Annotated in this window: 16 protein-coding genes and 2 pseudogenes; 1 reads left to right on the plus strand and 17 read right to left on the minus strand. The window is 67.2% G+C overall.

Going from position 1 to position 23,576, the window contains the following annotated elements:
* Positions 1–343: 343 nt before the first annotated feature.
* Positions 344–1,726: a NucA/NucB deoxyribonuclease domain-containing protein gene (locus tag ACWEQO_RS06360; protein ID WP_452979516.1), complete on the plus strand. Its 1,383-nt coding sequence runs from the start codon at positions 344–346 to the stop codon at positions 1,724–1,726.
* Positions 1,727–1,781: 55 nt separating this feature from the next.
* Here ACWEQO_RS06360 and ACWEQO_RS06365 read toward each other — a convergent pair whose 3' ends face one another.
* The 17 genes and pseudogenes from ACWEQO_RS06365 to nusG all read right to left on the minus strand — a co-directional run bounded on the left by ACWEQO_RS06365 (position 1,782) and on the right by nusG (position 23,576).
* The gene (locus ACWEQO_RS06365) at positions 1,782–2,252 is read right to left on the minus strand and encodes a hypothetical protein (protein WP_452979519.1); all 471 of its coding nucleotides are present in this window, start codon (positions 2,250–2,252) and stop codon (positions 1,782–1,784) included.
* Between the two features lie 665 nt (positions 2,253–2,917).
* Positions 2,918–3,136: pseudogene (locus ACWEQO_RS06370) on the minus strand (response regulator transcription factor); the annotation flags it as partial.
* Positions 3,137–3,162: 26 nt separating this feature from the next.
* Positions 3,163–4,061 (minus strand): annotated as a pseudogene (locus ACWEQO_RS06375) (hypothetical protein).
* A gap of 196 nt (positions 4,062–4,257) precedes the next feature.
* Complete coding sequence (tuf, locus tag ACWEQO_RS06380; RefSeq protein ID WP_361449875.1) at positions 4,258–5,451, minus strand: elongation factor Tu; 1,194 nt, start codon at positions 5,449–5,451, stop codon at positions 4,258–4,260.
* Between the two features lie 154 nt (positions 5,452–5,605).
* A complete protein-coding gene (gene fusA / locus ACWEQO_RS06385; RefSeq protein ID WP_361449872.1) occupies positions 5,606–7,732 on the minus strand; it encodes an elongation factor G in 2,127 nt (708 codons plus the stop codon).
* A 39-nt stretch (positions 7,733–7,771) separates the two neighbouring features.
* Positions 7,772–8,242 carry a 30S ribosomal protein S7 gene (gene rpsG, locus ACWEQO_RS06390; RefSeq protein ID WP_361449869.1) on the minus strand — a complete coding sequence of 157 codons (471 nt, stop codon included), beginning with the start codon at positions 8,240–8,242 and terminating at the stop codon, positions 7,772–7,774.
* Positions 8,243–8,244: 2 nt separating this feature from the next.
* The gene (rpsL, locus tag ACWEQO_RS06395; protein ID WP_003948652.1) at positions 8,245–8,616 is read right to left on the minus strand and encodes a 30S ribosomal protein S12; all 372 of its coding nucleotides are present in this window, start codon (positions 8,614–8,616) and stop codon (positions 8,245–8,247) included.
* A gap of 329 nt (positions 8,617–8,945) precedes the next feature.
* Positions 8,946–9,536, minus strand: a complete 591-nt coding sequence (locus ACWEQO_RS06400; protein ID WP_452979524.1) for a DUF1707 and DUF4190 domain-containing protein — start codon at positions 9,534–9,536, stop codon at positions 8,946–8,948.
* A 187-nt stretch (positions 9,537–9,723) separates the two neighbouring features.
* Positions 9,724–13,623: a DNA-directed RNA polymerase subunit beta' gene (locus ACWEQO_RS06405; RefSeq protein ID WP_361449863.1), complete on the minus strand. Its 3,900-nt coding sequence runs from the start codon at positions 13,621–13,623 to the stop codon at positions 9,724–9,726.
* Positions 13,624–13,734: 111 nt separating this feature from the next.
* Complete coding sequence (rpoB, locus tag ACWEQO_RS06410) at positions 13,735–17,220, minus strand: DNA-directed RNA polymerase subunit beta (RefSeq protein ID WP_361449860.1); 3,486 nt, start codon at positions 17,218–17,220, stop codon at positions 13,735–13,737.
* A 626-nt stretch (positions 17,221–17,846) separates the two neighbouring features.
* Entirely contained in the window at positions 17,847–18,233 is a 387-nt protein-coding gene (gene rplL / locus ACWEQO_RS06415; RefSeq protein ID WP_363041002.1) for a 50S ribosomal protein L7/L12, read from the minus strand.
* Between the two features lie 138 nt (positions 18,234–18,371).
* A complete protein-coding gene (gene rplJ / locus ACWEQO_RS06420; RefSeq protein WP_361449855.1) occupies positions 18,372–18,902 on the minus strand; it encodes a 50S ribosomal protein L10 in 531 nt (176 codons plus the stop codon).
* A 329-nt stretch (positions 18,903–19,231) separates the two neighbouring features.
* Positions 19,232–20,065, minus strand: a complete 834-nt coding sequence (locus ACWEQO_RS06425; protein WP_452979529.1) for a DUF1396 domain-containing protein — start codon at positions 20,063–20,065, stop codon at positions 19,232–19,234.
* A gap of 132 nt (positions 20,066–20,197) precedes the next feature.
* Positions 20,198–21,139 carry a hypothetical protein gene (locus ACWEQO_RS06430; RefSeq protein ID WP_361449849.1) on the minus strand — a complete coding sequence of 314 codons (942 nt, stop codon included), beginning with the start codon at positions 21,137–21,139 and terminating at the stop codon, positions 20,198–20,200.
* Positions 21,140–21,308: 169 nt separating this feature from the next.
* Positions 21,309–22,034, minus strand: coding sequence for a 50S ribosomal protein L1 (rplA, locus tag ACWEQO_RS06435; protein WP_361449846.1), 726 nt, complete (start codon positions 22,032–22,034; stop codon positions 21,309–21,311).
* Between the two features lie 84 nt (positions 22,035–22,118).
* Complete coding sequence (gene rplK / locus ACWEQO_RS06440) at positions 22,119–22,553, minus strand: 50S ribosomal protein L11 (RefSeq protein ID WP_004984556.1); 435 nt, start codon at positions 22,551–22,553, stop codon at positions 22,119–22,121.
* Between the two features lie 207 nt (positions 22,554–22,760).
* On the minus strand, positions 22,761–23,576 hold the full coding sequence (gene nusG, locus ACWEQO_RS06445) for a transcription termination/antitermination protein NusG (RefSeq protein ID WP_361449842.1): 816 nt from the start codon (positions 23,574–23,576) through the stop codon (positions 22,761–22,763).

Consider the following 23,576-nt stretch of genomic DNA (forward strand, 5'->3'; position numbering starts at 1 on the left):
CCGGACAGCACCGGACAACCAACGAACAGTCACCATGCGTGGCCGGCCCGTCACAACTCACGCCAGATCGCCACATGAACCCCTCAGGCGGGCTGAACACACAATTCACACGTTCGAGAAGTGCCGCGCCCCTTGCGACTGACCTTCCCCACCCTGCGATCCAAGCCAACTGCCGTCATCATCAAGTCACTTGGGGTACGCCGCCCCCTATTTCGATCATTCATTCGATAACTCTTGTTCTCGACCCGGTGCCGGGCACCAGGCCCGGCACCGTCCAGAGAACCGGGGGTTCGATCAGATGCGCCAGGAAGGGTTCAGAGGTACCGGCATACGCATACTCGCCGTGACGGCGGCAGCCACCCTGCTGCCGATGGCCGCGCCGTCCGCCGCGAGCACGGGCTCCACGGCGGAACTACGGGTGGAGTCCTATGTACTGCCCGCCGGCGCCCCGAAGCCGTCACTGGAGGAGCTGCGGAGCGGCCAGGGGATGAAGCGTCTACGCCGACTGGCCACGACGACCGAGCCGCAAGCCCGGCTGGCGCAGGAGACAGCAGGCCCGGCGGCCTCCGTCGCCCCGCTGTCCCGGCGCCCGTCCGGCTCACCGCCTGCCGACGGCACCACGGGCACGCGGCAGACCGCCGCGCTCGGCCCGCTGGCCACGGCACCGGAACCCGCGCGGACGATGACGTACGACGAGTGCGTGAAGGGCCTTGGCAGCGACAAGAAGTTCTACGTCAAGTCCCGCTTCGCGGTCTGCAACGGAGCGTCCTTCGTGCAGACCTGGACGCGCAACAACCAGCCGGTCGGCACGAGCATGTTCAACGTCCGGGTGGTCGGCACCATCGCCAAGAACAGCCGCACCATCACCTTCCAGTACCACTTCACCGATTTCGCCACCGCCGGCACCACCGGCGCGGCGGCCATGCCGATCACCACAAAGGCCGGCATGCCGCAGAGCTGGCCCTCAAGCGTGAACTACACCCGTGGCGGAGACATGCCCGGAACGAAGACGTTCACCGAGCTCAAAGCGCTGCGCACGTTCAAGCAGACCGTGACCGCCAAGCCCGGACAGGGCAGGGGCTCCGCGGACCTCATCTTCACGGTGTACGAGCCGGCCATCAGCTACATCCCGCCCGCGCCGTGGAAGCTCACGGGCGATCTGGGCGGAAAGCTGTTCATGCTCGCCCCGCGCTGGGACGCCGCGTCGTACCTGGCCAACTCCACTGGCGGCGGCAAGCCGGACAAGAAGGGAGCGGCTACCTTCAGCTACGTACCGACCCTCACCTACAGCGCCAAGCAGGGCGCTGAGGAGCGGGGCGTGGCCCAGCACATCAGGACGGCCTTCACCGTCCCGCAGGACACCAAGCCGTACATGTCGGCGAAGAAGGTGCCCGGTCAGAGCGCGAAGGAGCCGCTGCACCGGCTGGTGAACAAGACTCGCAAGAGCGACAACCGCAAGGCCGCGGTCAAGCAGTGCAAGCGCTACTGGGGCGCCAACTACACCCAGGGCGGCACGCTGGAGTGCGATGAGTACCCCTTCGCCACCACCTACGAGGGCGCCGCACAGGCGGACCACGACTCGGAGGCGAAGAAGTTCAACTTCTCCGTGAAGCCGATCCCGGCGAAGGAGAACGGAGCGGGCGGCACCATCCTGCTCAGCTTCTACGCGAAGAACCGCGTCATCGACGGCATGGACGACGGATTCATCGTGAAGATCCGCTCCTGATCAACCCCACAGGCGGGTGGGGACGGCGTCCGGCCGCCCCCCACCCGCCTCGCGGTCACGGCTTGGCAGCCCAGAACTGCACGAGGTACGTCTCGACACCTTCTCCTACGCCCTCGCCCTCGCCCTCCGACAGGGCAGCGGCCTCGGCACGACCCACGCAGTATGCCCGGACTCGCCACGGTCCCGGAGAGCCGAGCGCGAAAAGTTCCTCCGTACGCCCCGAACTCCCCGACCAGACAGCGACCTCTCCGCTGACCGACTCGAATTCGGCCTCGGCCTGCTCGTCCCAGGCCGAAATGTCCTGCGCAGGCGGTTGCTCGTCCCACACCTCTACGATGACCGTGGCGGTATGGGTGTGGCCACCGCTGTAGAAGTCGAGGCGCCCCGGGAACCCGTTCATGAACACGCCCTGCTCGTAGTCATCCGGAAACGGCACCGGCAGGTCACCGTCATCGGACTCCTGCAGAGCAAAGGCGTGATACCCCACATCCGCCTCCAGGTGCAACCGCTGCACGAGCTCAGCCATCACAAACCCCCTTCGTTCCCCCTGCTCCACCGGTCAGCATGTGATCGTAGGCAGGCACGGCAGCGCTGGGACCGCTGTCTCGCGTACTCGCGGTGCACGGTTCCCGCCGCACCCGCGCCGACAACGCCGAACGCATCGAACACATCACCGGCAGTTTCCGCATGCACCTCGAAAATCACGCACAGCGATGAATCCAGGTCGTCACTCTGGGTGCCGTGCACCAGGAAACCGTCGGCATCACGGCTCAACCAACCCGCCGTTTGCCTCCCTTCAGCGTGCTGCTGTCCTCTACGCCACGCAGTGCCCGCCTCGCCCGTCTCCTCGCGGACGGCCCGGCTCCGCAGCCGGGGATACGACTCGGAAATCGCACGCCAGGCCATGCCTTGCGGCCAACCTCCACTTCCGAGTGCGGTTCAGACAACGCCTGGACGCCGTCGGGATCGCGCGGGCCACCTAGGGCGCGTATCTGGGACCGGCGGCTGATCAGGCCCTGCTGCCTCTGAATTCCTGAGCATCGCCCACCCGTCGCTCCTGCCGTACCGCGAACCCGGCGATCGCCCGTATCCAACGGCCGCCTGGGCCCGTTCCCAGTCCACCAGGCAACGGCAGGAGGGCGGACAGTCCGACACCACGGGCCGGTTGCCGGATGCTCACGGTGCGCCGCGTCAGCCCCTCAGGTACGCCAGGACCGCCCATACCCTGCGGTGCGTCTCGGTCGCCGGGGGCAGGTCGAGCTTGGTGAGGATGCCACCGATGTGCTTGCCCAAGGCCGCCTCGGAGACGACGAGTTCACGGGCGATGGCGCCGTTGGACCTGCCCTCTGCGATCAGGGCCAGCACCTCCCGCTCACGCGGGCCGAGCCGCTCCAGGGGGTCCCGGCGGCGCATCGCTGCCGCACCGCCGAACCGGCTCAGTCCGTCTCGCCGCTCTCGAGGACCTCCGCCGCCGACGTGGCCGTGATCGCCCGGGTGAACCAGACATCCAACGTGTCCAGGTCACCGCACCCGGCAATACGCTCCCGCTCCTCCGCGGACACCTCGATGCCCCGGCCGTCGAGCAGCCGCAGAATGTCCTCCGCCCGGCCCTCGATCCGGCCCTCGTCACGGCCCTCCGCCCGAAGCCTCTGAGCAGTCTCCGACTGGAAGAAAGAGAGGTCGACAGCCATCAGGTGCCTCCAGAGATCCGCGGCCGGCGTCTTGCCGAGGCCTTGTTCGGTGAGTTCGATGAAGGTGCCCGCGGTGTCCTCGTCGTCGGCCGACAAGCCCTTCAGTGCCTTGCCAGCGCATTCAGTATGGCATCGGCGTCCGGACCCCGGCGGTGCAGAGCCGCCGACAGGACCGTGAGCGGAATGTCGCGAGCGGCCTCGTCGGGGCTGGCGATCACCGGCAGACTGTCCGGCCCCAGGACCAGAGGACGCAGGGTGAGCGAGGGCCACTGCGGCGGGCCGATGTCCACCTGCCGGGCCGCCCAGGCCGCGGTCGACCGGTCCGCGCAGACGACGAGGAGGACCGGGGGGATGCCGTACTTGGCGTACAGGTGGGAGAGATAGTACGCCCAGCTCGCGGGCTTGTCGGGGGCCCGTTTTCCCTGGGACTCGACCGCCAGGATGAACTCGCCGTCCTCGGTGTCCATCCTCAGCAGTGTGTCCACCCGTCGCTCCATCGGACGGTTCTCCGTGAGGTCGGTGGGAAGCGGGGAAGCGGAAACAGGCGGCGGAAAGGAAACACCGAGCCCTCTGACGGCACGGGCGAAGAGGCCCGGGTCCTCCTGGAAGATCCGGTGCAGGGCCTCATGGGATGAGCTGAGCATGATCCGAAACCAGGTCCGACTCCCGCCCTACGGAGCGCATATGCCAACCCTTCCCGCGATCGAGTGACAGGCAGGACATGGAGATTGACACCGTCGGCCCCCTGCAACACGAAAGGGCCCGCACGACCGAAGTCGTGCGGGCCCTCTCAGGTGCTCGCGGTGGAGCTACCAGGTCGGATCAGCAAGCAGCCGGAGCTTACTTGTTGATCTTGGTGACCTGGCCGGCGCCCACGGTCCGGCCACCCTCACGGATGGCGAACTTCAGGCCCTCTTCCATGGCGATCGGCTGGATGAGCTCCACCTTCATCTCGGTGTTGTCACCCGGCATGACCATCTCGGTGCCCTCGGGGAGGGTCACGACGCCGGTCACGTCCGTCGTACGGAAGTAGAACTGCGGACGGTAGTTGTTGAAGAAGGGGGTGTGACGGCCACCCTCGTCCTTCGACAGGATGTAGGCCTGGGCCTCGAACTCGGTGTGCGGGGTGACCGAACCGGGCTTGATGATGACCTGGCCGCGCTCGACGTCCTCGCGCTTGATGCCGCGGAGCAGCAGACCGACGTTCTCACCGGCCTGACCCTCGTCGAGCAGCTTGCGGAACATCTCGATGCCGGTGACCGTGGTGGTGGTCTTCTCGGTCTTGATGCCGATGATGTCGACGGTCTCGTTGACCTTGAGGATGCCACGCTCGATACGGCCGGTGACGACCGTACCGCGACCGGTGATCGTGAAGACGTCCTCGACCGGCATCAGGAACGGCTTGTCGACGTCACGCTCGGGAGCGGGGATCGACTCGTCCACGGCCTTCATCAGCTCGAGGACGGTGTTGCCCCACTCCTTGTCGCCCTCGAGGGCCTTCAGAGCGGAGACCTTGACGACGGGAACGTCGTCGCCCGGGAACTCGTACTCGGAGAGGAGCTCACGGACCTCGAGCTCGACGAGCTCCAGGATCTCCTCGTCGTCCACCATGTCGGCCTTGTTCAGGGCGACGACGATGTACGGAACGCCGACCTGGCGGGCCAGGAGCACGTGCTCCTTGGTCTGCGGCATCGGGCCGTCGGTGGCGGCGACCACGAGGATGGCGCCGTCCATCTGGGCGGCACCCGTGATCATGTTCTTGATGTAGTCCGCGTGACCGGGGCAGTCGACGTGGGCGTAGTGACGCTGCTCGGTCTGGTACTCGACGTGCGAGATCGAGATCGTGATACCACGCTGGCGCTCTTCGGGCGCCTTGTCGATCATGTCGAAGGCCGAGGCCTCGTTCAGGTCCGGGTACGCGTCGTGCAGCACCTTGGTAATGGCGGCCGTGAGGGTCGTCTTACCGTGGTCGATGTGACCGATGGTGCCGATGTTGACGTGCGGCTTAGTCCGCTCGAACTTCGCCTTCGCCACTGGGGTCCTCCTGTGGAGTGGTTCTGTACGCCTTACTCATCGGCGCCAGGTGATCTTTGCTGGAAAGCCCGGGGCCGGGGGCATTCCATCGGTTTGCGATGGAATGCCCCAAGCAGGCTCCGGAGTCAAGCCTAAAGCGTGTGAACGGAGTCCGTTACTCGCCCTTGGCCTTCGCGATGATCTCCTCGGCGACGTTCCGCGGAACCTCGGCGTAGGAGTCGAACTGCATCGAGTAGCTTGCGCGACCCGACGTCTTGCTGCGGAGGTCCCCGACGTAGCCGAACATCTCCGAAAGGGGCACGAGGCCCTTCACGACGCGAGCACCGGCCCGCTCCTCCATGGCCTGGATCTGGCCACGGCGGGAGTTGATGTCGCCGATGACCTCACCCATGTAGTCCTCGGGCGTGGTGACCTCGACGGCCATCATCGGCTCGAGGAGCACGGGCGAAGCCTTGCGCGCGGCCTCCTTGAAGGCCTGCGAACCGGCGATCTTGAACGCGAGCTCGGAGGAGTCCACCTCGTGGTAGCCACCGTCGAGAAGCGTGACGCGGACGCCCGTCATCTCGTAGCCGGCGAGGATACCGAACTGCATGGCCTCCTGCGCACCGGCGTCCACCGAAGGGATGTACTCCTTCGGCACACGGCCACCGGTCACCTTGTTCACGAACTCGTACGAGGCGTCGCCGCCCTCGATGGGCTCGATCGCGATCTGCACCTTGGCGAACTGACCGGTACCACCGGTCTGCTTCTTGTGGGTGTAGTCCACGCGCTCGACGGCCTTGCGGATCGTCTCGCGGTAGGCGACCTGCGGCTTGCCGACGTTGGCCTCGACCTTGAACTCACGGCGCATGCGGTCGACCAGCACCTCGAGGTGCAGCTCGCCCATACCGCCGATGATGGTCTGGCCGGTCTCCTCGTCCGAGTGGACCTGGAAGGACGGGTCCTCCTCGGCCAGGCGCTGGATCGCGACGCCCAGCTTCTCCTGGTCGCCCTTCGACTTGGGCTCGATGGCGACCTGGATGACCGGCGCCGGGAAGTCCATGGACTCCAGGATCACCGGCTGCTTGTCGTCGGAGAGCGTCTCACCGGTGGTGGTCTGCTTCAGGCCCATGACGGCGACGATGTCGCCGGCGGTCACCGACTCGATCTCCTCACGCTTGTTGGCGTGCATGCGGTAGATCTTGCCGATGCGCTCCTTCTTGCCCTTGACGGAGTTCAGCACGGCGGTGCCGGACACCAGGCGGCCCGAGTAGACCCGGACGTAGGTGAGCTTGCCGAGGTGCGGGTCACTCGCGATCTTGAACGCGAGGGCCGACAGCGGCTCGTCCACGGACGGCTTGCGCGTGATCACGACCTCGGGGTCCTTGACGTCGTGGCCCTCGATGGCCTCGATGTCGAGCGGGGTCGGGAGGTAGCGCACGACCGCGTCGAGCAGGGGCTGAACGCCCTTGTTCTTGAACGCGGTGCCGCAGAACACCGGGGTGATGGTGGTGTCGGTGGACTTGCCGGACGCGATGGTGATGCGACGGATCGCGGCGTGCAGCTGCTCCTGGGTGGGCTCCTGGCCCTCCAGGTACAGCTCCATGATCTCTTCGTCGTTCTCCGCGACGGCCTCGACCAGCTTGCCGTGCCACTCCTCGGCGGCCTCGACGTGCGTGGCCGGGATGTCGACGACGTCGTACATCTCGCCCTTGGCGGCCTCGGCGGACCACACGAGCGCCTTCATGCGGACCAGGTCCACGACACCGTTGAAGTCGGCTTCGGCGCCGATCGGCAGCTGCATGACCAGCGGCTGCGCACCCAGGCGGTCCTTGATCATGCCGACGCAGCGGTGGAAGTCCGCGCCGGTACGGTCCAGCTTGTTGACGAAGCAGATACGCGGCACGCCGTAACGGTCGGCCTGACGCCACACCGTCTCGGACTGCGGTTCGACACCGGCGACACCGTCGAACACGGTCACGGCACCGTCGAGCACACGCAGGGAACGCTCCACCTCTACGGTGAAGTCGACGTGCCCCGGGGTGTCGATGATGTTGATCGTGTAGTCGTTGTCCTCGAGCGGCCAGTGACAGGTCGTCGCAGCAGAGGTGATCGTGATGCCACGCTCCTGCTCCTGCTCCATCCAGTCCATCGTGGCGGAACCCTCGTGGGTCTCGCCAAGCTTGTACGACACGCCGGTGTAGAACAGGATCCGCTCGGTGGTGGTCGTCTTGCCCGCGTCGATGTGGGCCATGATCCCGATGTTGCGGACCTTGGCCAGGTCAAGTGAAGTGGTAGCCATAAGGCTTCAGTCTTCTCTCGGTCTCGATGTGGGTAGCGACTACCAGCGGTAGTGCGCGAAGGCCTTGTTGGACTCGGCCATCTTGTGCGTGTCCTCGCGCTTCTTCACAGCGGCGCCGAGGCCGTTGCTGGCGTCGAGGAGCTCGTTGAGCAGACGCTCGGTCATGGTCTTCTCGCGACGGGCGCGGGAGTAACCGACCAGCCAGCGCAGCGCCAGGGTGTTGGCGCGGCCGGGCTTGACCTCGACCGGCACCTGGTAGGTGGCGCCACCGACACGGCGGGACTTGACCTCGAGGGTCGGCTTGATGTTCTCGAGAGCGCGCTTCAGCGTGATGACCGGGTCGTTGCCGGTCTTCTCGCGAAGGCCCTCCATGGCGCCGTAGACGATGCGCTCGGCAGTGGAGCGCTTGCCGTTCATCAGCACCTTGTTGATCAGGGAGGTCACCAGAGGAGAACCGTAGACCGGGTCGATGATGACCGGGCGCTTCGGGGCGGGGCCCTTACGAGGCATTCTTACTTCTCCTTCTTGGCGCCGTAACGGCTGCGGGCCTGCTTGCGGTTCTTGACACCCTGGGTGTCGAGGGAGCCACGGATGATCTTGTAGCGAACACCCGGCAGGTCCTTCACACGGCCGCCGCGCACGAGCACGATGGAGTGCTCCTGCAGGTTGTGCCCCTCACCCGGAATGTAAGCAGTGACCTCGATACCGCTGGTCAGACGCACACGCGCGACCTTACGGAGGGCCGAGTTCGGCTTCTTCGGGGTGGTGGTGAACACACGCGTGCAGACGCCGCGACGCTGAGGGGAACCCTCGAGTGCGGGCGTCTTGTTCTTTTCGACCTTGTCCTGCCGGCCCTTGCGGACCAGCTGCTGGATCGTAGGCACTACTTCTCCGGTTTCTGTGTGCCGATAGGTACAGCTAACCTGGAACGTCACCGACCCACGCGGTCGGGTGTGTCGAATCCCGCGGACTCCCGGCGCAAGGCAGAAAGAAGCGCATGATCGCGGTGGCCGTTCACAGCCCCCGGCGCGGTCTGACGGCACACGCGGAGGCCAGGGCACACCCCAGGCACAAGGTCTGAGCGTACCTATAGCATTGGCTGCGGTCAAAACAAATGGGCCGTCGCCCCACCTCCGCGCGGAGCGAGTGAAGCCCGCGAAAGGGAATGATCTTCGAAAGGGCGGCTCCGGCCCCCTTCCCGTTCCCCTGCGTGTCACCCCGACGCGGCACCGAGCATGATCAGGAGAAGCAGGAAAGCGGCCCAGCCGGCCGTGGACAGCCAGCCGAGCACCAGCCCGGCCACCGCGAGCCCGTCCCCCTGCTCCCCCGAGCGCCGGATCTCCGCACGGGCCATGTGCCCCAGCACCACGGCCGGGATGCCGGTCACCCCGCCCGTCGCCAGGCACAGCACCCCGCACACCATCGACCCGATCGCCTTCTCGTTGGTCTTCTGCCGGGGCAGGAACGTCGCGGGCGCCATGGGGGCGGCGTGCTGCTGCAGCGCCGCGCTCTGCTGCACCGCCGCGGTCTGCGGCACGGGGCCCTGCGGCAGATCGGCCACCAGCAGCGAGAGATCCGCCACCGTACGGGCCTGGTAGGCCCGCGCCACCCGCCGCTCGAGCTCCTGCTGGTCCAGACGGCCCTCCGCGTACCCGGCCCGGAGCACGTCCACGGTGCGTTCCCGGTCCGCGTGCGAGGCCAGCATCGGCGGCCCGCCCTGCTGCGGCCCGCCCGGTCCGCCCCACGGCTGCGGAACACCTCGCCCCTGCCAGGGCTGCCACGACGGATACGGCGACTGCGACACCAGGTACCTCCCCCGACTTCACACGTCATTCCATCATGCGCCCGCGCAAAGCCTTACGGCACGGGCTGCGCGTCACGAAACCGGTACAGGTCGCTCGCGTACCTCACCGGCCCGGTCGCGGAACGCCGCAGGGCGGCCGCCCCGGTGTGTACGGGGTGACCGCCCTGCGGTACTTCGGGCGACTCGCCTACTGGTTGTACGGACCGTAGTCGTAGTCCTCCAGCGGAACGGCCTGGCCGGAGCCGGTGCCGAACGGCGAGTAGTCGATGTCGTCGTAGCCCACGGCCGAGTACATCGCGGCCTTGGCCTCCTCGGTCGGCTCGACCCGGATGTTGCGGTAACGGGACAGGCCCGTACCGGCCGGGATGAGCTTACCGATGATGACGTTCTCCTTGAGGCCGATCAGGGAGTCGGACTTGGCGTTGATCGCCGCGTCCGTGAGGACCCTGGTCGTCTCCTGGAAGGACGCCGCCGACAGCCACGACTCGGTCGCCAGCGAGGCCTTGGTGATACCCATCAGCTGCGGACGGCCGGAAGCGGGGTGACCGCCCTCCTGCACCACACGACGGTTCTCGGCCTCGAACTTCGACCGCTCGACCAGCTCGCCGGGCAGCAGCTCGGCATCGCCGGACTCGATGATCGTCACGCGGCGCAGCATCTGCCGGATGATGATCTCGATGTGCTTGTCGTGGATCGACACGCCCTGCGAGTCGTAGACCTTCTGCACCTCGTTGACCAGGTGGACCTGGACGGCCCGCTGACCCAGGATGCGCAGCACGTCGTGCGGGTTGGTGGCACCCACGGTGAGCTTCTGGCCCACCTCGACGTGATCGCCCTCGCCGACCAGCAGACGGGCGCGCTTCGAGATCGGGAACGCCGTCTCGTCGCTGCCGTCGTCCGGGGTGACGACGATCTTCTTCGTCTTCTCGGTCTCCTCGATCCGGACGCGGCCGGCGGCCTCGGAGATCGGGGCGACACCCTTCGGGGTACGGGCCTCGAAGAGCTCGACGACACGCGGCAGACCCTGGGTGATGTCGTCGCCGGCCACACCACCGGTGTGGAAGGTACGCATCGTCAGCTGGGTGCCGGGCTCACCGATGGACTGGGCGGCGATGATGCCGACCGCCTCACCGATGTCGACCAGCTTGCCGGTGGCCAGCGAACGGCCGTAGCACATGGCGCAGGTGCCGACGGCGGACTCGCAGGTCAGGATCGAGCGGGTCTTGACCTGCTCGACACCGTGGTGCACCAGCTGCTCGATGAGCACGTCACCGAGGTCGACGTTGGCCGGCGCGATCACCTTGCCGTCGATGACGACGTCCTCGGCGAGCATGCGGGCGTACACGCTGGTCTCGACGTCGTCCGCCTTGCGCAGGGTGCCGTCGGCCTCCCGCGTGGCGATCCGCAGCTTCAGACCGCGGTCGGTGCCGCAGTCCTCCTCGCGGATGATGACGTCCTGGGAGACGTCGACCAGACGACGGGTGAGGTAACCCGAGTCGGCGGTCCGCAGCGCGGTGTCCGCCAGACCCTTGCGGGCGCCGTGCGTGGCGATGAAGTACTCCAGCACGGACAGACCCTCGCGGAACGAGGCCTTGATGGGCCGCGGGATCGTCTCGTTCTTCGCGTTCGACACCAGACCACGCATACCGGCGATCTGACGCATCTGCATCATGTTGCCGCGCGCACCCGAGTTCACCATCATGAAGATCGGGTTGGTCTTCGGGAAGTTGTCGTTCATCGCCTCGGCGACCTCGTTGGTCGCCTTGGTCCAGATCGCGATGAGCTCCTGCGTGCGCTCGTCCTTGGTGATCAGACCGCGCTCGTACTGCTTCTGGACCTTCTCGTCCTGCGCCTCGTAACCGTGGACGATCTCCTTCTTCGCCTCGGGGACGACGACGTCGGAGATGGCGACGGTGACGCCGGAACGGGTGGCCCAGTGGAAGCCGGCCGCCTTCAGGTTGTCGAGCGTCGCCGCCACGATGACCTTCGGGTAGCGCTCGGCGAGGTCGTTGACGATCTCGGAGAGCTGCTTCTTGCTGACCTCGTAGTCGACGAACGGGTAGTCCTCGGGCAGCAGCTCGTTGAAGAGCGCACGGCCCAGGGTGGTGTTCAGCCGGAAGCTGTCACCCTGCTGCCACTCCGGCTCGCCTTCCTCGCGCGTCGGCGGGATCCACCCACGCGGCGGGATGGTGCCGACCGGGAAGCGGACGTCGATCCTCGACTGGAGCGACAGCTCGCCCGCGTCGAAGGCCATGATCGCCTCGGCGACCGAGGCGAAGGACCGGCCCTCGCCCTTGGTGTCGCGCATCTCGCCGTCGGTGGTGAGGAAGAACAGACCGAGGACCATGTCCTGGGTCGGCATCGTCACCGGACGGCCGTCGGCCGGCTTGAGGATGTTGTTCGAGGACAGCATCAGGATGCGGGCCTCGGCCTGTGCCTCCGCGGACAGCGGCAGGTGCACGGCCATCTGGTCACCGTCGAAGTCCGCGTTGAACGCGGTGCAGACGAGCGGGTGGATCTGAATGGCCTTGCCCTCGACCAGCTGCGGCTCGAAGGCCTGGATGCCGAGGCGGTGCAGGGTGGGCGCACGGTTCAGCAGGACCGGGTGCTCGGCGATGACCTCTTCGAGGACGTCGTACACCACGGTGCGGCCGCGCTCGACCATGCGCTTGGCCGACTTGATGTTCTGCGCGTGGTTCAGGTCGACCAGGCGCTTCATCACGAACGGCTTGAACAGCTCCAGCGCCATCGCCTTCGGCAGACCGCACTGGTGCAGCTTCAGCTGCGGACCGACGACGATCACGGAACGCGCGGAGTAGTCCACGCGCTTGCCGAGCAGGTTCTGACGGAAGCGGCCCTGCTTGCCCTTGAGCATGTCGGACAGCGACTTCAGCGGGCGGTTGCCGGGGCCCGTCACCGGGCGGCCGCGGCGGCCGTTGTCGAAGAGCGCGTCGACGGCCTCCTGGAGCATGCGCTTCTCGTTGTTCACGATGATCTCGGGCGCGCCGAGGTCGAGAAGCCGCTTCAGGCGGTTGTTGCGGTTGATCACGCGGCGGTACAGGTCGTTCAGGTCGGAGGTCGCGAAGCGGCCACCGTCCAGCTGCACCATCGGACGCAGGTCCGGCGGGATGACCGGCACGCAGTCCAGCACCATGCCCTTGGGGCTGTTGCTGGTCTGCAGGAACGCGGAGACGACCTTGAGGCGCTTGAGCGCGCGGGTCTTCTTCTGGCCCTTGCCGGTCCGGATGATCTCGCGGAGGCGCTCGGCCTCCTCCTCGAGGTCGAAGGACTCCAGGCGCTTCTGCAGCGCCGCGGCACCCATCGAGCCGTCGAAGTACGTGCCGAAGCGGTCACGCAGCTCGCGGTAGAGCAGTTCGTCGCCCTCGAGGTCCTGGACCTTGAGGTTCTTGAACCGGTTCCACACCTCGTCGAGACGGTCGATCTCGCGCTGCGCGCGGTCGCGCAGCTGCTTCATCTCACGCTCGGCGCCCTCGCGCACCTTGCGGCGCACGTCGGCCTTGGCGCCCTCGGCCTCGAGCTCGGCCAGGTCGGTCTCGAGCTTCTTGGCGCGGGCCTCGAGGTCGGCGTCGCGACGGTTCTCGACCTGCTGGCGCTCGACGGAGACGTGCGCCTCCAGCGAGGGCAGGTCGCGGGTGCGGCGCTCCTCGTCGACGTACGTGATCATGTACGCCGCGAAGTAGATGACCTTCTCCAGGTCCTTCGGGGCGAGGTCGAGCAGGTAGCCGAGGCGCGACGGGACGCCCTTGAAGTACCAGATGTGCGTGACGGGCGCGGCCAGCTCGATGTGGCCCATCCGCTCACGGCGCACCTTGGCACGCGTGACCTCGACGCCACAGCGCTCGCAGATGATGCCCTTGAAACGGACGCGCTTGTACTTGCCGCAGTAGCACTCCCAGTCCCGGGTCGGACCGAAGATCTTCTCGCAGAAGAGCCCGTCCTTTTCCGGCTTGAGGGTGCGGTAGTTGATGGTCTCGGGCTTCTTGACCTCGCCGTGGCTCCACTGACGGATGTCGTCAGCGGTGGCCAGGCCGATCCGGAGCTCGTCGAAGAAGTTGACGTCGAGCACTATGCGTCAATCCCTCTCAGGGTCGTAAGTCGTGGGGTCTGAAACGGGGGTCCTGGGGCCGGCCGGAGGTTCAGGGATCCTCATCGCTGAACCTCCGGACCGGAACTCCCGTCAGACCTCTTCGACGCTGCTCGGCTCGCGCCGGGACAGGTCGATGCCGAGCTCCTCCGCAGCGCGGAAGACGTCCTCGTCGGTGTCACGCATCTCGATGGACATGCCGTCGCTGGACAGCACCTCCACGTTCAGGCACAGGGACTGCATCTCCTTGATGAGGACCTTGAAGGACTCGGGGATGCCCGGCTCGGGGATGTTCTCGCCCTTGACGATGGCCTCGTAGACCTTCACACGGCCGGTGACGTCGTCGGACTTGATGGTCAGCAGCTCCTGGAGGGCGTACGCGGCGCCATACGCCTCCAGCGCCCACACCTCCATCTCACCGAAGCGCTGGCCGCCGAACTGGGCCTTACCACCCAGCGGCTGCTGGGTGATCATCGAGTACGGACCGGTCGAGCGGGCGTGCAGCTTGTCGTCGACCAGGTGGTGCAGCTTGAGGATGTACATGTAGCCGACCGAGATCGGCTCCGGGAACGGCTCACCGGAGCGGCCGTCGAACAGCCGCGCCTTACCGCTCGGGAGCACCATGCGCTCGCCGTCGCGGTTCGGGATGGTGTGCTCCAGCAGGCCGCTGAGCTCGTCCTCACGGGCACCGTCGAAGACGGGGGTCGCCACGTTAGTCCGGGGCTCGACGCGGTCGGCGCCGATCGTCTGGAGGCGCTCGGCCCACTCGTCCGCGAGGCCGGAGACGTCCCAGCCCTGGCTGGCGAGCCAGCCCAGGTGGATCTCCAGTACCTGTCCCGGGTTCATTCGGGACGGCACACCCAGCGGGTTGAGGATGATGTCGACCGGGGTGCCGTCCTCCAGGAACGGCATGTCCTCGATCGGCAGGATCTTCGAGATGACGCCCTTGTTGCCGTGGCGGCCGGCGAGCTTGTCACCGTCGGTGATCTTGCGCTTCTGCGCGACGTAGACGCGCACCAGCTGGTTGACACCGGGGGGAAGCTCGTCGCCCTCCTCGCGGTCGAAGACGCGCACGCCGATGATCTTGCCGATCTCACCGTGCGGCACCTTCAGCGAGGTGTCGCGGACCTCACGGGCCTTCTCACCGAAGATCGCGCGCAGCAGGCGCTCCTCGGGGGTCAGCTCGGTCTCGCCCTTGGGCGTGACCTTGCCGACGAGGATGTCGCCGGCGACGACCTCGGCGCCGATGCGGATGATGCCGCGCTCGTCGAGGTCGGCGAGGACCTCCTCGGAGACGTTCGGGATGTCCCGGGTGATCTCCTCGGGGCCGAGCTTGGTGTCACGGGCGTCGACCTCGTGCTCCTCGATGTGGATCGAGGAGAGGACGTCGTCCTGCACGAGGCGCTGCGACAGGATGATCGCGTCCTCGTAGTTGTGGCCCTCCCACGGCATGAACGCGACCAGCAGGTTCTTGCCGAGCGCCATCTCACCGTTCTCGGTGGCCGGACCGTCGGCGAGGACCTGGCCCTCGACGACGCGGTCGCCCTCGTTGACGATGACCTTCTGGTTGACCGAGGTGCCCTGGTTGGAGCGGGCGAACTTGGCCAGGCGGTACGTGATGTACGTGCCGTCGTCGTTGGTGGTGGTGATGTAGTCCGCGGAGACCTCCTGGACCACACCCGACTTCTCGGCCTTGACCACGTCACCGGCGTCGGCGGCGGAGCGGTACTCCATGCCGGTGCCGACGAGCGGGGCCTCGGACCTGATCAGCGGCACGGCCTGACGCATCATGTTCGCGCCCATGAGGGCACGGTTGGCGTCGTCGTGCTCGAGGAAGGGGATCATGGCGGTCGCGACCGACACCATCTGGCGCGGCGAGACGTCCATGTAGTCGACCTCGTCGGGGCTGACGTAGTCGACCTCGCCGCCCTTGCGGCGGACCAGCACGCGGGGCTCGGCGAACCGCAGGTCGTCGGTGAGCGGCGCGTTGGCCTGCGCGATGACGAAGCGGTCCTCCTCGTCGGCGGTCAGGTAGTCGACGTCGTCGGTGACCTGGCCGTCGCTCACGTTGCGGTAGGGGGTCTCGACGAAGCCGAACGCGTTGACCCGGCCGTAGGAGGCGAGCGAGCCGATCAGACCGATGTTCGGGCCTTCGGGCGTCTCGATCGGGCACATGCGGCCGTAGTGCGAGGGGTGCACGTCACGGACCTCGAAGCCGGCCCGCTCACGGGAGAGACCACCCGGGCCGAGCGCGGACAGACGACGCTTGTGCGTCAGCCCGGACAGCGGGTTGTTCTGGTCCATGAACTGGGACAGCTGGCTGGTGCCGAAGAACTCCTTGATGGAGGCGACGACCGGCCGGATGTTGATCAGGGTCTGCGGCGTGATCGCCTCGACGTCCTGCGTGGTCATGCGCTCACGCACGACGCGCTCCATCCGGGCCAGACCAGTACGGACCTGGTTCTGGATGAGCTCGCCGACGCTGCGCAGGCGCCGGTTGCCGAAGTGGTCGATGTCGTCCGTCTCGACGACGATGGTCTGGCCGCTGTCGCCGACGGTCTCGATCTCACCGGCGTGCAGCTTCACCAGGTACTTGATCGTCGAGATGACGTCCTCGACGGTCAGCACGCCCGCGTCGAGCGGCGCGTCGGCACCCAGCTTCTTGTTGACCTTGTAGCGGCCGACCTTGGCCAGGTCGTAGCGCTTGGGGTTGAAGTAGAGGTTCTCGAGCAGCGTCTGCGCGGCCTCGCGGGTGGGGGGCTCGCCCGGACGCAGCTTGCGGTAGATGTCGAGCAGCGCGTCGTCCTGGCCCTGGGTGTGGTCCTTCTCCAGGGTGGCGCGCATGGACTCGTACTCGCCGAACTCCTCGAGGATCTGCTCGGTGGTCCAGCCGAGCGCCTTGAGCAGGACGGTGACGGACTGCTTGCGCTTGCGGTCGACGCGGACGCCGACCATGTCGCGCTTGTCGATCTCCATCTCCAGCCAGGCACCCCGGGACGGGATGATCTTGGCGGAGAAGATGTCCTTGTCGGACGTCTTGTCGATGCTGGAGTCGAAGTAGACACCGGGCGAACGGACCAGCTGCGACACCACGACACGCTCGGTGCCGTTGATGACGAAGGTGCCCTTGTTCGTCATGAGCGGGAAGTCGCCCATGAAGACGGTCTGGGACTTGATCTCGCCGGTCTCGTTGTTGGTGAACTCGGCGGTGACGAAGAGCGGCGCCGCGTACGTGAAGTCACGGTCCTTGCACTCGTCGATGGAGTTCTTCGGCGGCTCGAAGCGGTGATCGCGGAAGGTCAGCGACATCGACCCGGAGAAGTCCTCGATCGGGGAGATCTCCTCGAAGATCTCCTCCAGACCGGACTTGGTGGGGACGTCCTGACCGTTCTCCAGAGCGGCCTCGACGCGAGCCTTCCAGGCGTCGTTGCCGAGCAGCCAGTCGAAGCTCTCGGTCTGCAGCGCGAGAAGGTTCGGAACCTCGAGGGGCTCCTTGATCTTTGCAAAGGAGATGCGCAGCGGGGCGGTGCTGGCAGCGTTGTTCGTATTCGCGGTCGAGGCATTGCGCGAGGCGGCCAAGAGGGGGTCCTTCCGAGGGCTCGGACTCACTACGCGCGTGCCGGCCCCCCACGGGACACGATGCCAGACACTTCTCCGTCCGACCGGAAAAGACCAGGTCAGAGAGGTCTGATCGTCTGTGCTCAAGTGAGGGCAGACCCCTGGTGACGGGCAGGGGACAGCTAACAGGCAGCGCAAAGGGTCAGTGTAGCCACTTGGCACACTGATGTCCAGTGCGGGTTTTCGAGACCCTCAGAGGCCCTCGTTGTTCTCAACTCCTGCGGCACAGTCGTGCCCTCGACGCACCGTGATACTGCCCTCTTCGCCGTCGATCCATGCCTCGGATTCGGATCCTTGTGACGACGCGTCCTGAGAATTGCGCGCTGCGTGCAGTTCGTCAAGGCCCCCCTTGCCCGAACCGCCCTTCAACAGGCGACTCTTCGCGGCCCGTGGAGAGCCGCATCGAAGATCACCATACCCTCCGCCGTCCCGGGGGCAAGGCAGCCGCCACCGGGCCCCGGAGACACCGAGGAGCGACCACCCGGTTGGATGATCGCTCCTCGGCGCTTACGCGTTACACGTCCTGGTGGACGCGGTGCGGAACCGGCTCAGCCGGGCCGCTGGAGTCCTGTCGGACCCGGAAGGTCTTACTTGACCTCGACGGAGGCGCCGGCGCCCTCGAGGGCCTCCTTGGCCTTGTCGGCGGCTTCCTTGTTGACCTTCTCGACGACGGGCTTCGGCGCACCGTCGACCAGGTCCTTGGCCTCCTTCAGGCCGAGGGAGGTCAGCTCGCGCACGACCTTGATGACCTGGATCTTCTTGTCGCCGGCACCGGTGAGGATGACGTCGAACTCGTCCTTCTCCTCCTCAGCCGGGGCGGCCGGGCCACCCTGGGCCGGGCCCGCGACGGCCACGGTCGCGGCGGCGGCGGTGACGTCGAACTTCTCCTCGAAGGCCTTCACGAACTCGGAGAGCTCGATCAGGGTCATGCCCTCGAACTGGGCCAGCAGCTCGTCCTGGGTGAGCTTCGCCATGATGGCGGTCCTTCCACTAAATCGGCAGATGCCGGATGTACTGGGTGAGGCGGGCGTGTGCCTTACGGCATTACTGCGCAGACGTCGGGCCCGCAGCGACCCTCACCTCATGCGGCGAGGGCCGGAAAGCGAGCCGAATTACTCGGCACCGCCCTGCTCGTCCTGCTTGGCACGGAGCGCGTCCACGGTGCGGACGAGCTTCGACGGGAGCGCCTGGAAGACCTGGGCAGCCTGGGTCTGCTTGCCCTTGAAGGCGCCCGCCAGCTTGGCGAGCAGAACCTCGCGGGACTCGAGGTCCGCAAGCTTCTTGATCTCGTCGGCGGACAGCGCCTTGCCGTCAAGGACACCGCCCTTGATGACGAGATTCGGGTTGTCCTTGGCGAAGTCACGGAGACCCTTCGCCGACTCCACCGGGTCACCGGTGACGAAGGCGACCGCCGTCGGACCAGCGAAGAGCTGGTCGTCCAGCGTGATCCCGGCCTCGTCGGCCGCAATCTTGGTCAGCGTGTTCTTCACCACGGCGTAATGAGCGTTCTCACCGAGCGAACGACGCAGCGTCTTGAGCTGCGCCACGGTGAGACCGCGGTACTCGGTCAGCACAGCGGCGTTGGAGCTGCGGAACTTGTCCGTCAGCTCGGCAACCGCAGCAGCCTTGTCGGGCCTCGCCATAGAGTCTCGGCCTCCTTCCGGGTGATTCGGACCGCGCGGACCCGAAGGAGGACTGGGAAAAACGAAACGCCCCGGGCGCAGGCGCACGGGGCGAGGCTCAACCGGTGATTCGCATCCTCGCGGCAGCGAATTCCGGGAACTCTTCCACTGTCACCTGCGCGGGCCGTCCGCAGTTCAGCGGATCCTTCGGCCACCGCACCCTCTGACGAGCGCACGGCAACAACCAGCGGTCTTTGGCTTCTTCAGGAGAGTACGGGAACGGATCGCCGCGAGGCAAATCCGTTCCCCGGAGCCGGCCGACCCGCCCAGTCCGGGGCGGACCAGGCCGGTCAGCCCTGCTCGGCTTCCTTCATCATCTCGGCCAGGTCGGCGGTCTCCTCGGCCGGCGGGGCCTCGATCATCACCGGCTTGTTGACGTCGAGGAACTTGGTGGTCATGTCCAGCGGGCCCTGGGGCGTCTCGCCGCGCATCCGGAACTGCTTGGTGTGATCCTCGCCGTCGACCCATATGTCCATCGTGAGCGATTCGGCACCCATCTTCTCGTACTTCTTGAGGCTCTTCTCCCCGGCCTCGGCAGCCTTGGCGTCCTTCTTCTTGAGCGAGTCGCGCAGGTCGTCGAGGGTGATGGTGCCCGAGTAGCGGGTGGTCTCGACCCCGTCGATCTTCTCGGTGCCGATCTTCTTCACGTCCTTGGCGCCGGCGAGGAAGGTGGACTCGGTGGCCGGGTCCTGCTCGGCCTGGCGGGGGGCGCCGAGCTCGTTCGACTCCGCGTCGGCGCCGAGCGCGGCCATGTCGAACTTCATCCAGCTCTTGCCGTCCATCTCCTTGGCCATCTCGGCGCCGCCGCCGATGTACATGGCCTTGTCGACGAGCCGGATCTCCACCTTCTCCTGTGCACCCTCGCCGGGAGCCGTTATCTGCATGCTCATGGCGACATCGGGCTTGGCTCGCATCGAGGCCTCAATCTCGATCTTGCCCTGCTCCGGGACCTCACCGGTCATCGTGTAGCGGAAGGAGGTGATGTCCTCGGTGGTCTTCGCCGCCTTGGCCACGGCAGCCGCCGGCGTCATCTCGGGCGACTCCTCGGAGCCACCGGAGCAGCCGACCGCGCCGGCCGCAAGAACGAGTGCGGTGAGTCCGGCGGCAGGTATGGACGCTCTCATCGAATCCCCCCAGGGAACGCATAGCTTGTGCACAGCAAGGTTTTTGACCCTATCTCACACCTTTGACAGCGGCCTTCGAGTTCTGCCGGAGGCTCCCGGAGGGGCTTGCTGGGGGATGCGGCGGACGACGGCTCAGGGGATGGCGCGTCGGCCGTCCGGCATGTTCGTGGCGTCCTGGGTGTCGGCGGCGGGGGGAGCCTCGACCGTCACCTTCACGCCGTAGTCGGCGTAGTAGGCGGTCTGGGTGAGCCGGCCCGTCGCCGTCTTCGCCCGCTCCACCTTCTTGACCAGCAGGCCCCGGTCGTCGACCCAGACGTCCACCGTCTGGGCGGTGACCCCGGCCTTGGTCAACTGCTCCGCCAGATCCGCCGGTCCGTCCGCCCGCCCCGCACCGGGGCCCGGGTCCCGGGTCTTCAGGCGGGCCGGTTCCACCGTGCCGGAGTAGCGCGTGGCGGGCGTGCCCCGTACCCGTTCCTCACCGACCCTCCGCACGTCGCCGGAGGCCAGCAGCAGTTTCACGCACTGCTGGGGGGTGAAGCCCTGGATCCGGTGCCCGAGACCGGCGGCCCCACCGCCTGCGACGTCCTCGAGCTCGTCGTGGCCGTACCGGAGCCAGCGTGCGCCGCCCGTCCGCGCGGCGAACGTGTCGCCCATGCGCGCGTAGTAGGCGTCGGGCAGGTAGCGGGCCTCCATCGACGTGCTGCCGAGGCGGCGCATGGCGTCGGCCACCGCGCCGTCCGTGTACGTGATGGTCAGGGCGCCGACGAGTCCGCCGTCCCAGGCGAGGGTGCCGGCGGCCGTCATGGACATCAGCGAGCCCATGGTCGTGGTGGACTCGACACGGGCGGAGCCCGCGTCGGCGGTGGCGCGCTCGGCGGACCGCAGCGCCGTGACGGACCGCAGGCGGGACGCCTCGTCCCGCTCTCCGGCGCCGGCACCACGGCCGTCGGAACCGGAAGGGCCGGAGGCGGTCGAGGAGATGCAGGCGGAGATCGCGGTCAGCGTGGTCAGCGCCGCGAGCGCGATCGTCGCCGCGAGCACGAGGCCCGTACGGTGCACGGTCGTGATCGTCATCGGTCCCGGTCCCACCCCTGTCCGCCCCCGCCCTCTCCCGTGCGAACCCCGTGGCCGCACCGTAGCGCAGACCACCCGGCCCACCCACCGGGACCGGAACGGGCCCCGCACCCGCAGCAGGGACGCTGCGGACGCGGGGCCCGTGACCGATCGGGGCGAGCCGTCAGGCTCAGACCGCCGCCGGGTCCTCCTCGACGAGGAGGTCGCGGGTGCGGTTCGGGTCGAGCGGAATGCCCGGGCCCATCGTGGTCGTCATCGAGGCCTTCTTGATGTAGCGGCCCTTCGCGGCGGACGGCTTCAGACGGAGGATCTCGTCCAGCGCGGCGCCGTAGTTCTCCACCAGCTTGGTCTCGTCGAAGGACGTCTTGCCGATGATGAAGTGCAGGTTCGAGTGCTTGTCGACGCGGAACTCGATCTTGCCACCCTTGATGTCGTTGACAGCCTTGGTGACGTCCGGGGTCACGGTGCCGGTCTTGGGGTTCGGCATGAGACCACGGGGACCGAGCACGCGGCCGAGGCGGCCGACCTTGCCCATGAGGTCCGGGGTGGCGACGACGGCGTCGAAGTCCAGACGGCCCTTCGACACCTCGTCGATCAGTTCGTCGGCGCCGACGATGTCGGCGCCCGCGGCACGCGCGGCCTCGGCACGGTCGCCGGTCGCGAAGACCAGGACCCGGGCGGTCTTGCCGGTGCCGTGCGGGAGGTTCACGGTGCCACGGACCATCTGGTCGGCCTTGCGCGGGTCGACACCCAGACGGAAGGCGACCTCGACGGTGCCGTCGAACTTGGACGTGGAGGTCTCCTTGGCGAGACGGACGGCCTCGAGCGGGGCGTACTGCTTCTCCCGGTCGATCTTGGCGTCCGCAGCGCGGAGAGACTTGCTGCGCTTGCTCACTTAAAGCTCCTGTGGGTTCTTAGGAGTCGTGGTCCGGGCCGAGCCGGCCCTTCCACACTTCTGCTTGGCTTACGGAGGTGGAGGTCAGCCCTCGACCGTGACGCCCATGGAACGGGCGGTGCCGGCGATGATCTTCTCGGCGGCGTCCAGGTCGTTGGCGTTGAGGTCGGGCAGCTTGGTGGTGGCGATCTCGCGGACCTGGTCACGCGTGATCTTCGCGACCTTGGTCTTGTGCGGCTCGCCGGAGCCCTTCTCCACGCCCGCGGCCTTGAGGATCATCTTCGCGGCCGGCGGGGTCTTGGTGATGAAGGTGAAGGAACGGTCCTCGTAGACCGTGATCTCCACCGGGATGACCCAGCCACGCTGCGACTCGGTCGCGGCGTTGTAGGCCTTGCAGAACTCCATGATGTTGACGCCGTGCTGGCCCAGCGCGGGACCGACCGGCGGGGCCGGGTTGGCGGCACCGGCCTGGATCTGGAGCTTGATGAGCCCCGTGACCTTCTTCTTCTTGGGAGGCATGGCTCTCCGGGTCCTTTCCATTCGGGTCCTGCCTGCGCGACGGGACCAGCCCGGACGCAGGCATACCGCACAACGATAGCGGGTATGGATGTGCGGCCAAAAACCGCGCAGGTCAGGCGGGCGCCTGAGCGTTCGCCTGACCTGCGCGGAAGCGTTTGTCCTGGACTCTGCCCAGCGGAGCCGGCGGAGCCGGCGGTTCGGGATGGGTCAGTTCTTCTGGATCTGGTCGAAGGAGAGCTCGACCGGCGTCTCGCGGCCGAAGATCTCCACCAGGCCCTTGACCTTCTTGGAGTCCGGGTTGATCTCGTTGATGGTCGCCTGGAGCGTGGCGAACGGGCCGTCGGTGACGGTGACCGAGTCGCCGACCTCGAAGTCCAGCACCTGGACCTCGACCTTGCGCTGCGGAACCGGCTTGCCCTCGGCCTCGGCGGCCTCGCGGGCGGCCTTCTCCTCGGCCTCCGGGGCCAGCATCTTGACGATCTCGTCCAGGGTCAGCGGGTACGGGTTGAAGGCGTCGCCGACGAAGCCAGTGACGCCCGGCGTGTGCCGCACCGCGCCCCAGGACTGGTCGGTGAGGTCCATGCGGACCAGGACGTAGCCGGGCAGCTTGTTCTGCTTGACCGTCTTGCGCTCACCGTTCTTGATCTGGACGATCTCTTCCTCGGGCACCTCGGCCTGGTAGACGAGGTCCTCGACGTTGAGCGAGACGGCCCGCTGCTCCAGGTTGGCCTTCACGCGCTTCTCGTAGCCCGCGTAGGTGTGGATGACGTACCACTCGCCGGGCAGCATCCGCAGTTCCTCGCGGAGCTTCTCGACCGGGTCGCGGACGTCCTCGACCTCCTCGACCTCCTCGGCGGCGTCGGCTTCCCCGGCCTCGTCCTCGGCGGCGTCGGCAGCCTCGACCTCGGCGGAGGCCCCGGAGACCTCGCTGTCCGCGTCCTCGACGGCGTCGAGCTGGTCCTCGACGGACTCGGCCCCTTCGCCGCGAGGCTCAACGGCGTCGTTCACGTTCGGGTCAGACAC

The sequence above is a fragment of the Streptomyces sp. NPDC004051 genome, from assembly GCF_053604275.1.

Bases quoted from the DNA above. Each gene is read 5' to 3' on its own strand.
- rpsG (WP_361449869.1), bottom strand. From the start codon at position 8,242: ATGCCTCGTAAGGGCCCCGCCCCGAAGCGCCCGGTCATCATCGACCCG.
- ACWEQO_RS06430 (WP_361449849.1), bottom strand. From the start codon at position 21,139: ATGACGATCACGACCGTGCACCGTACGGGCCTCGTGCTCGCGGCGACG.
- rplK (WP_004984556.1), bottom strand. From the start codon at position 22,553: ATGCCTCCCAAGAAGAAGAAGGTCACGGGGCTCATCAAGCTCCAGATC.
- ACWEQO_RS06365 (WP_452979519.1), bottom strand. From the start codon at position 2,252: ATGGCTGAGCTCGTGCAGCGGTTGCACCTGGAGGCGGATGTGGGGTAT.
- fusA (WP_361449872.1), bottom strand. From the start codon at position 7,732: ATGGCTACCACTTCACTTGACCTGGCCAAGGTCCGCAACATCGGGATC.
- ACWEQO_RS06425 (WP_452979529.1), bottom strand. From the start codon at position 20,065: ATGAGAGCGTCCATACCTGCCGCCGGACTCACCGCACTCGTTCTTGCG.
- rplJ (WP_361449855.1), bottom strand. From the start codon at position 18,902: ATGGCGAGGCCCGACAAGGCTGCTGCGGTTGCCGAGCTGACGGACAAG.
- rplL (WP_363041002.1), bottom strand. From the start codon at position 18,233: ATGGCGAAGCTCACCCAGGACGAGCTGCTGGCCCAGTTCGAGGGCATG.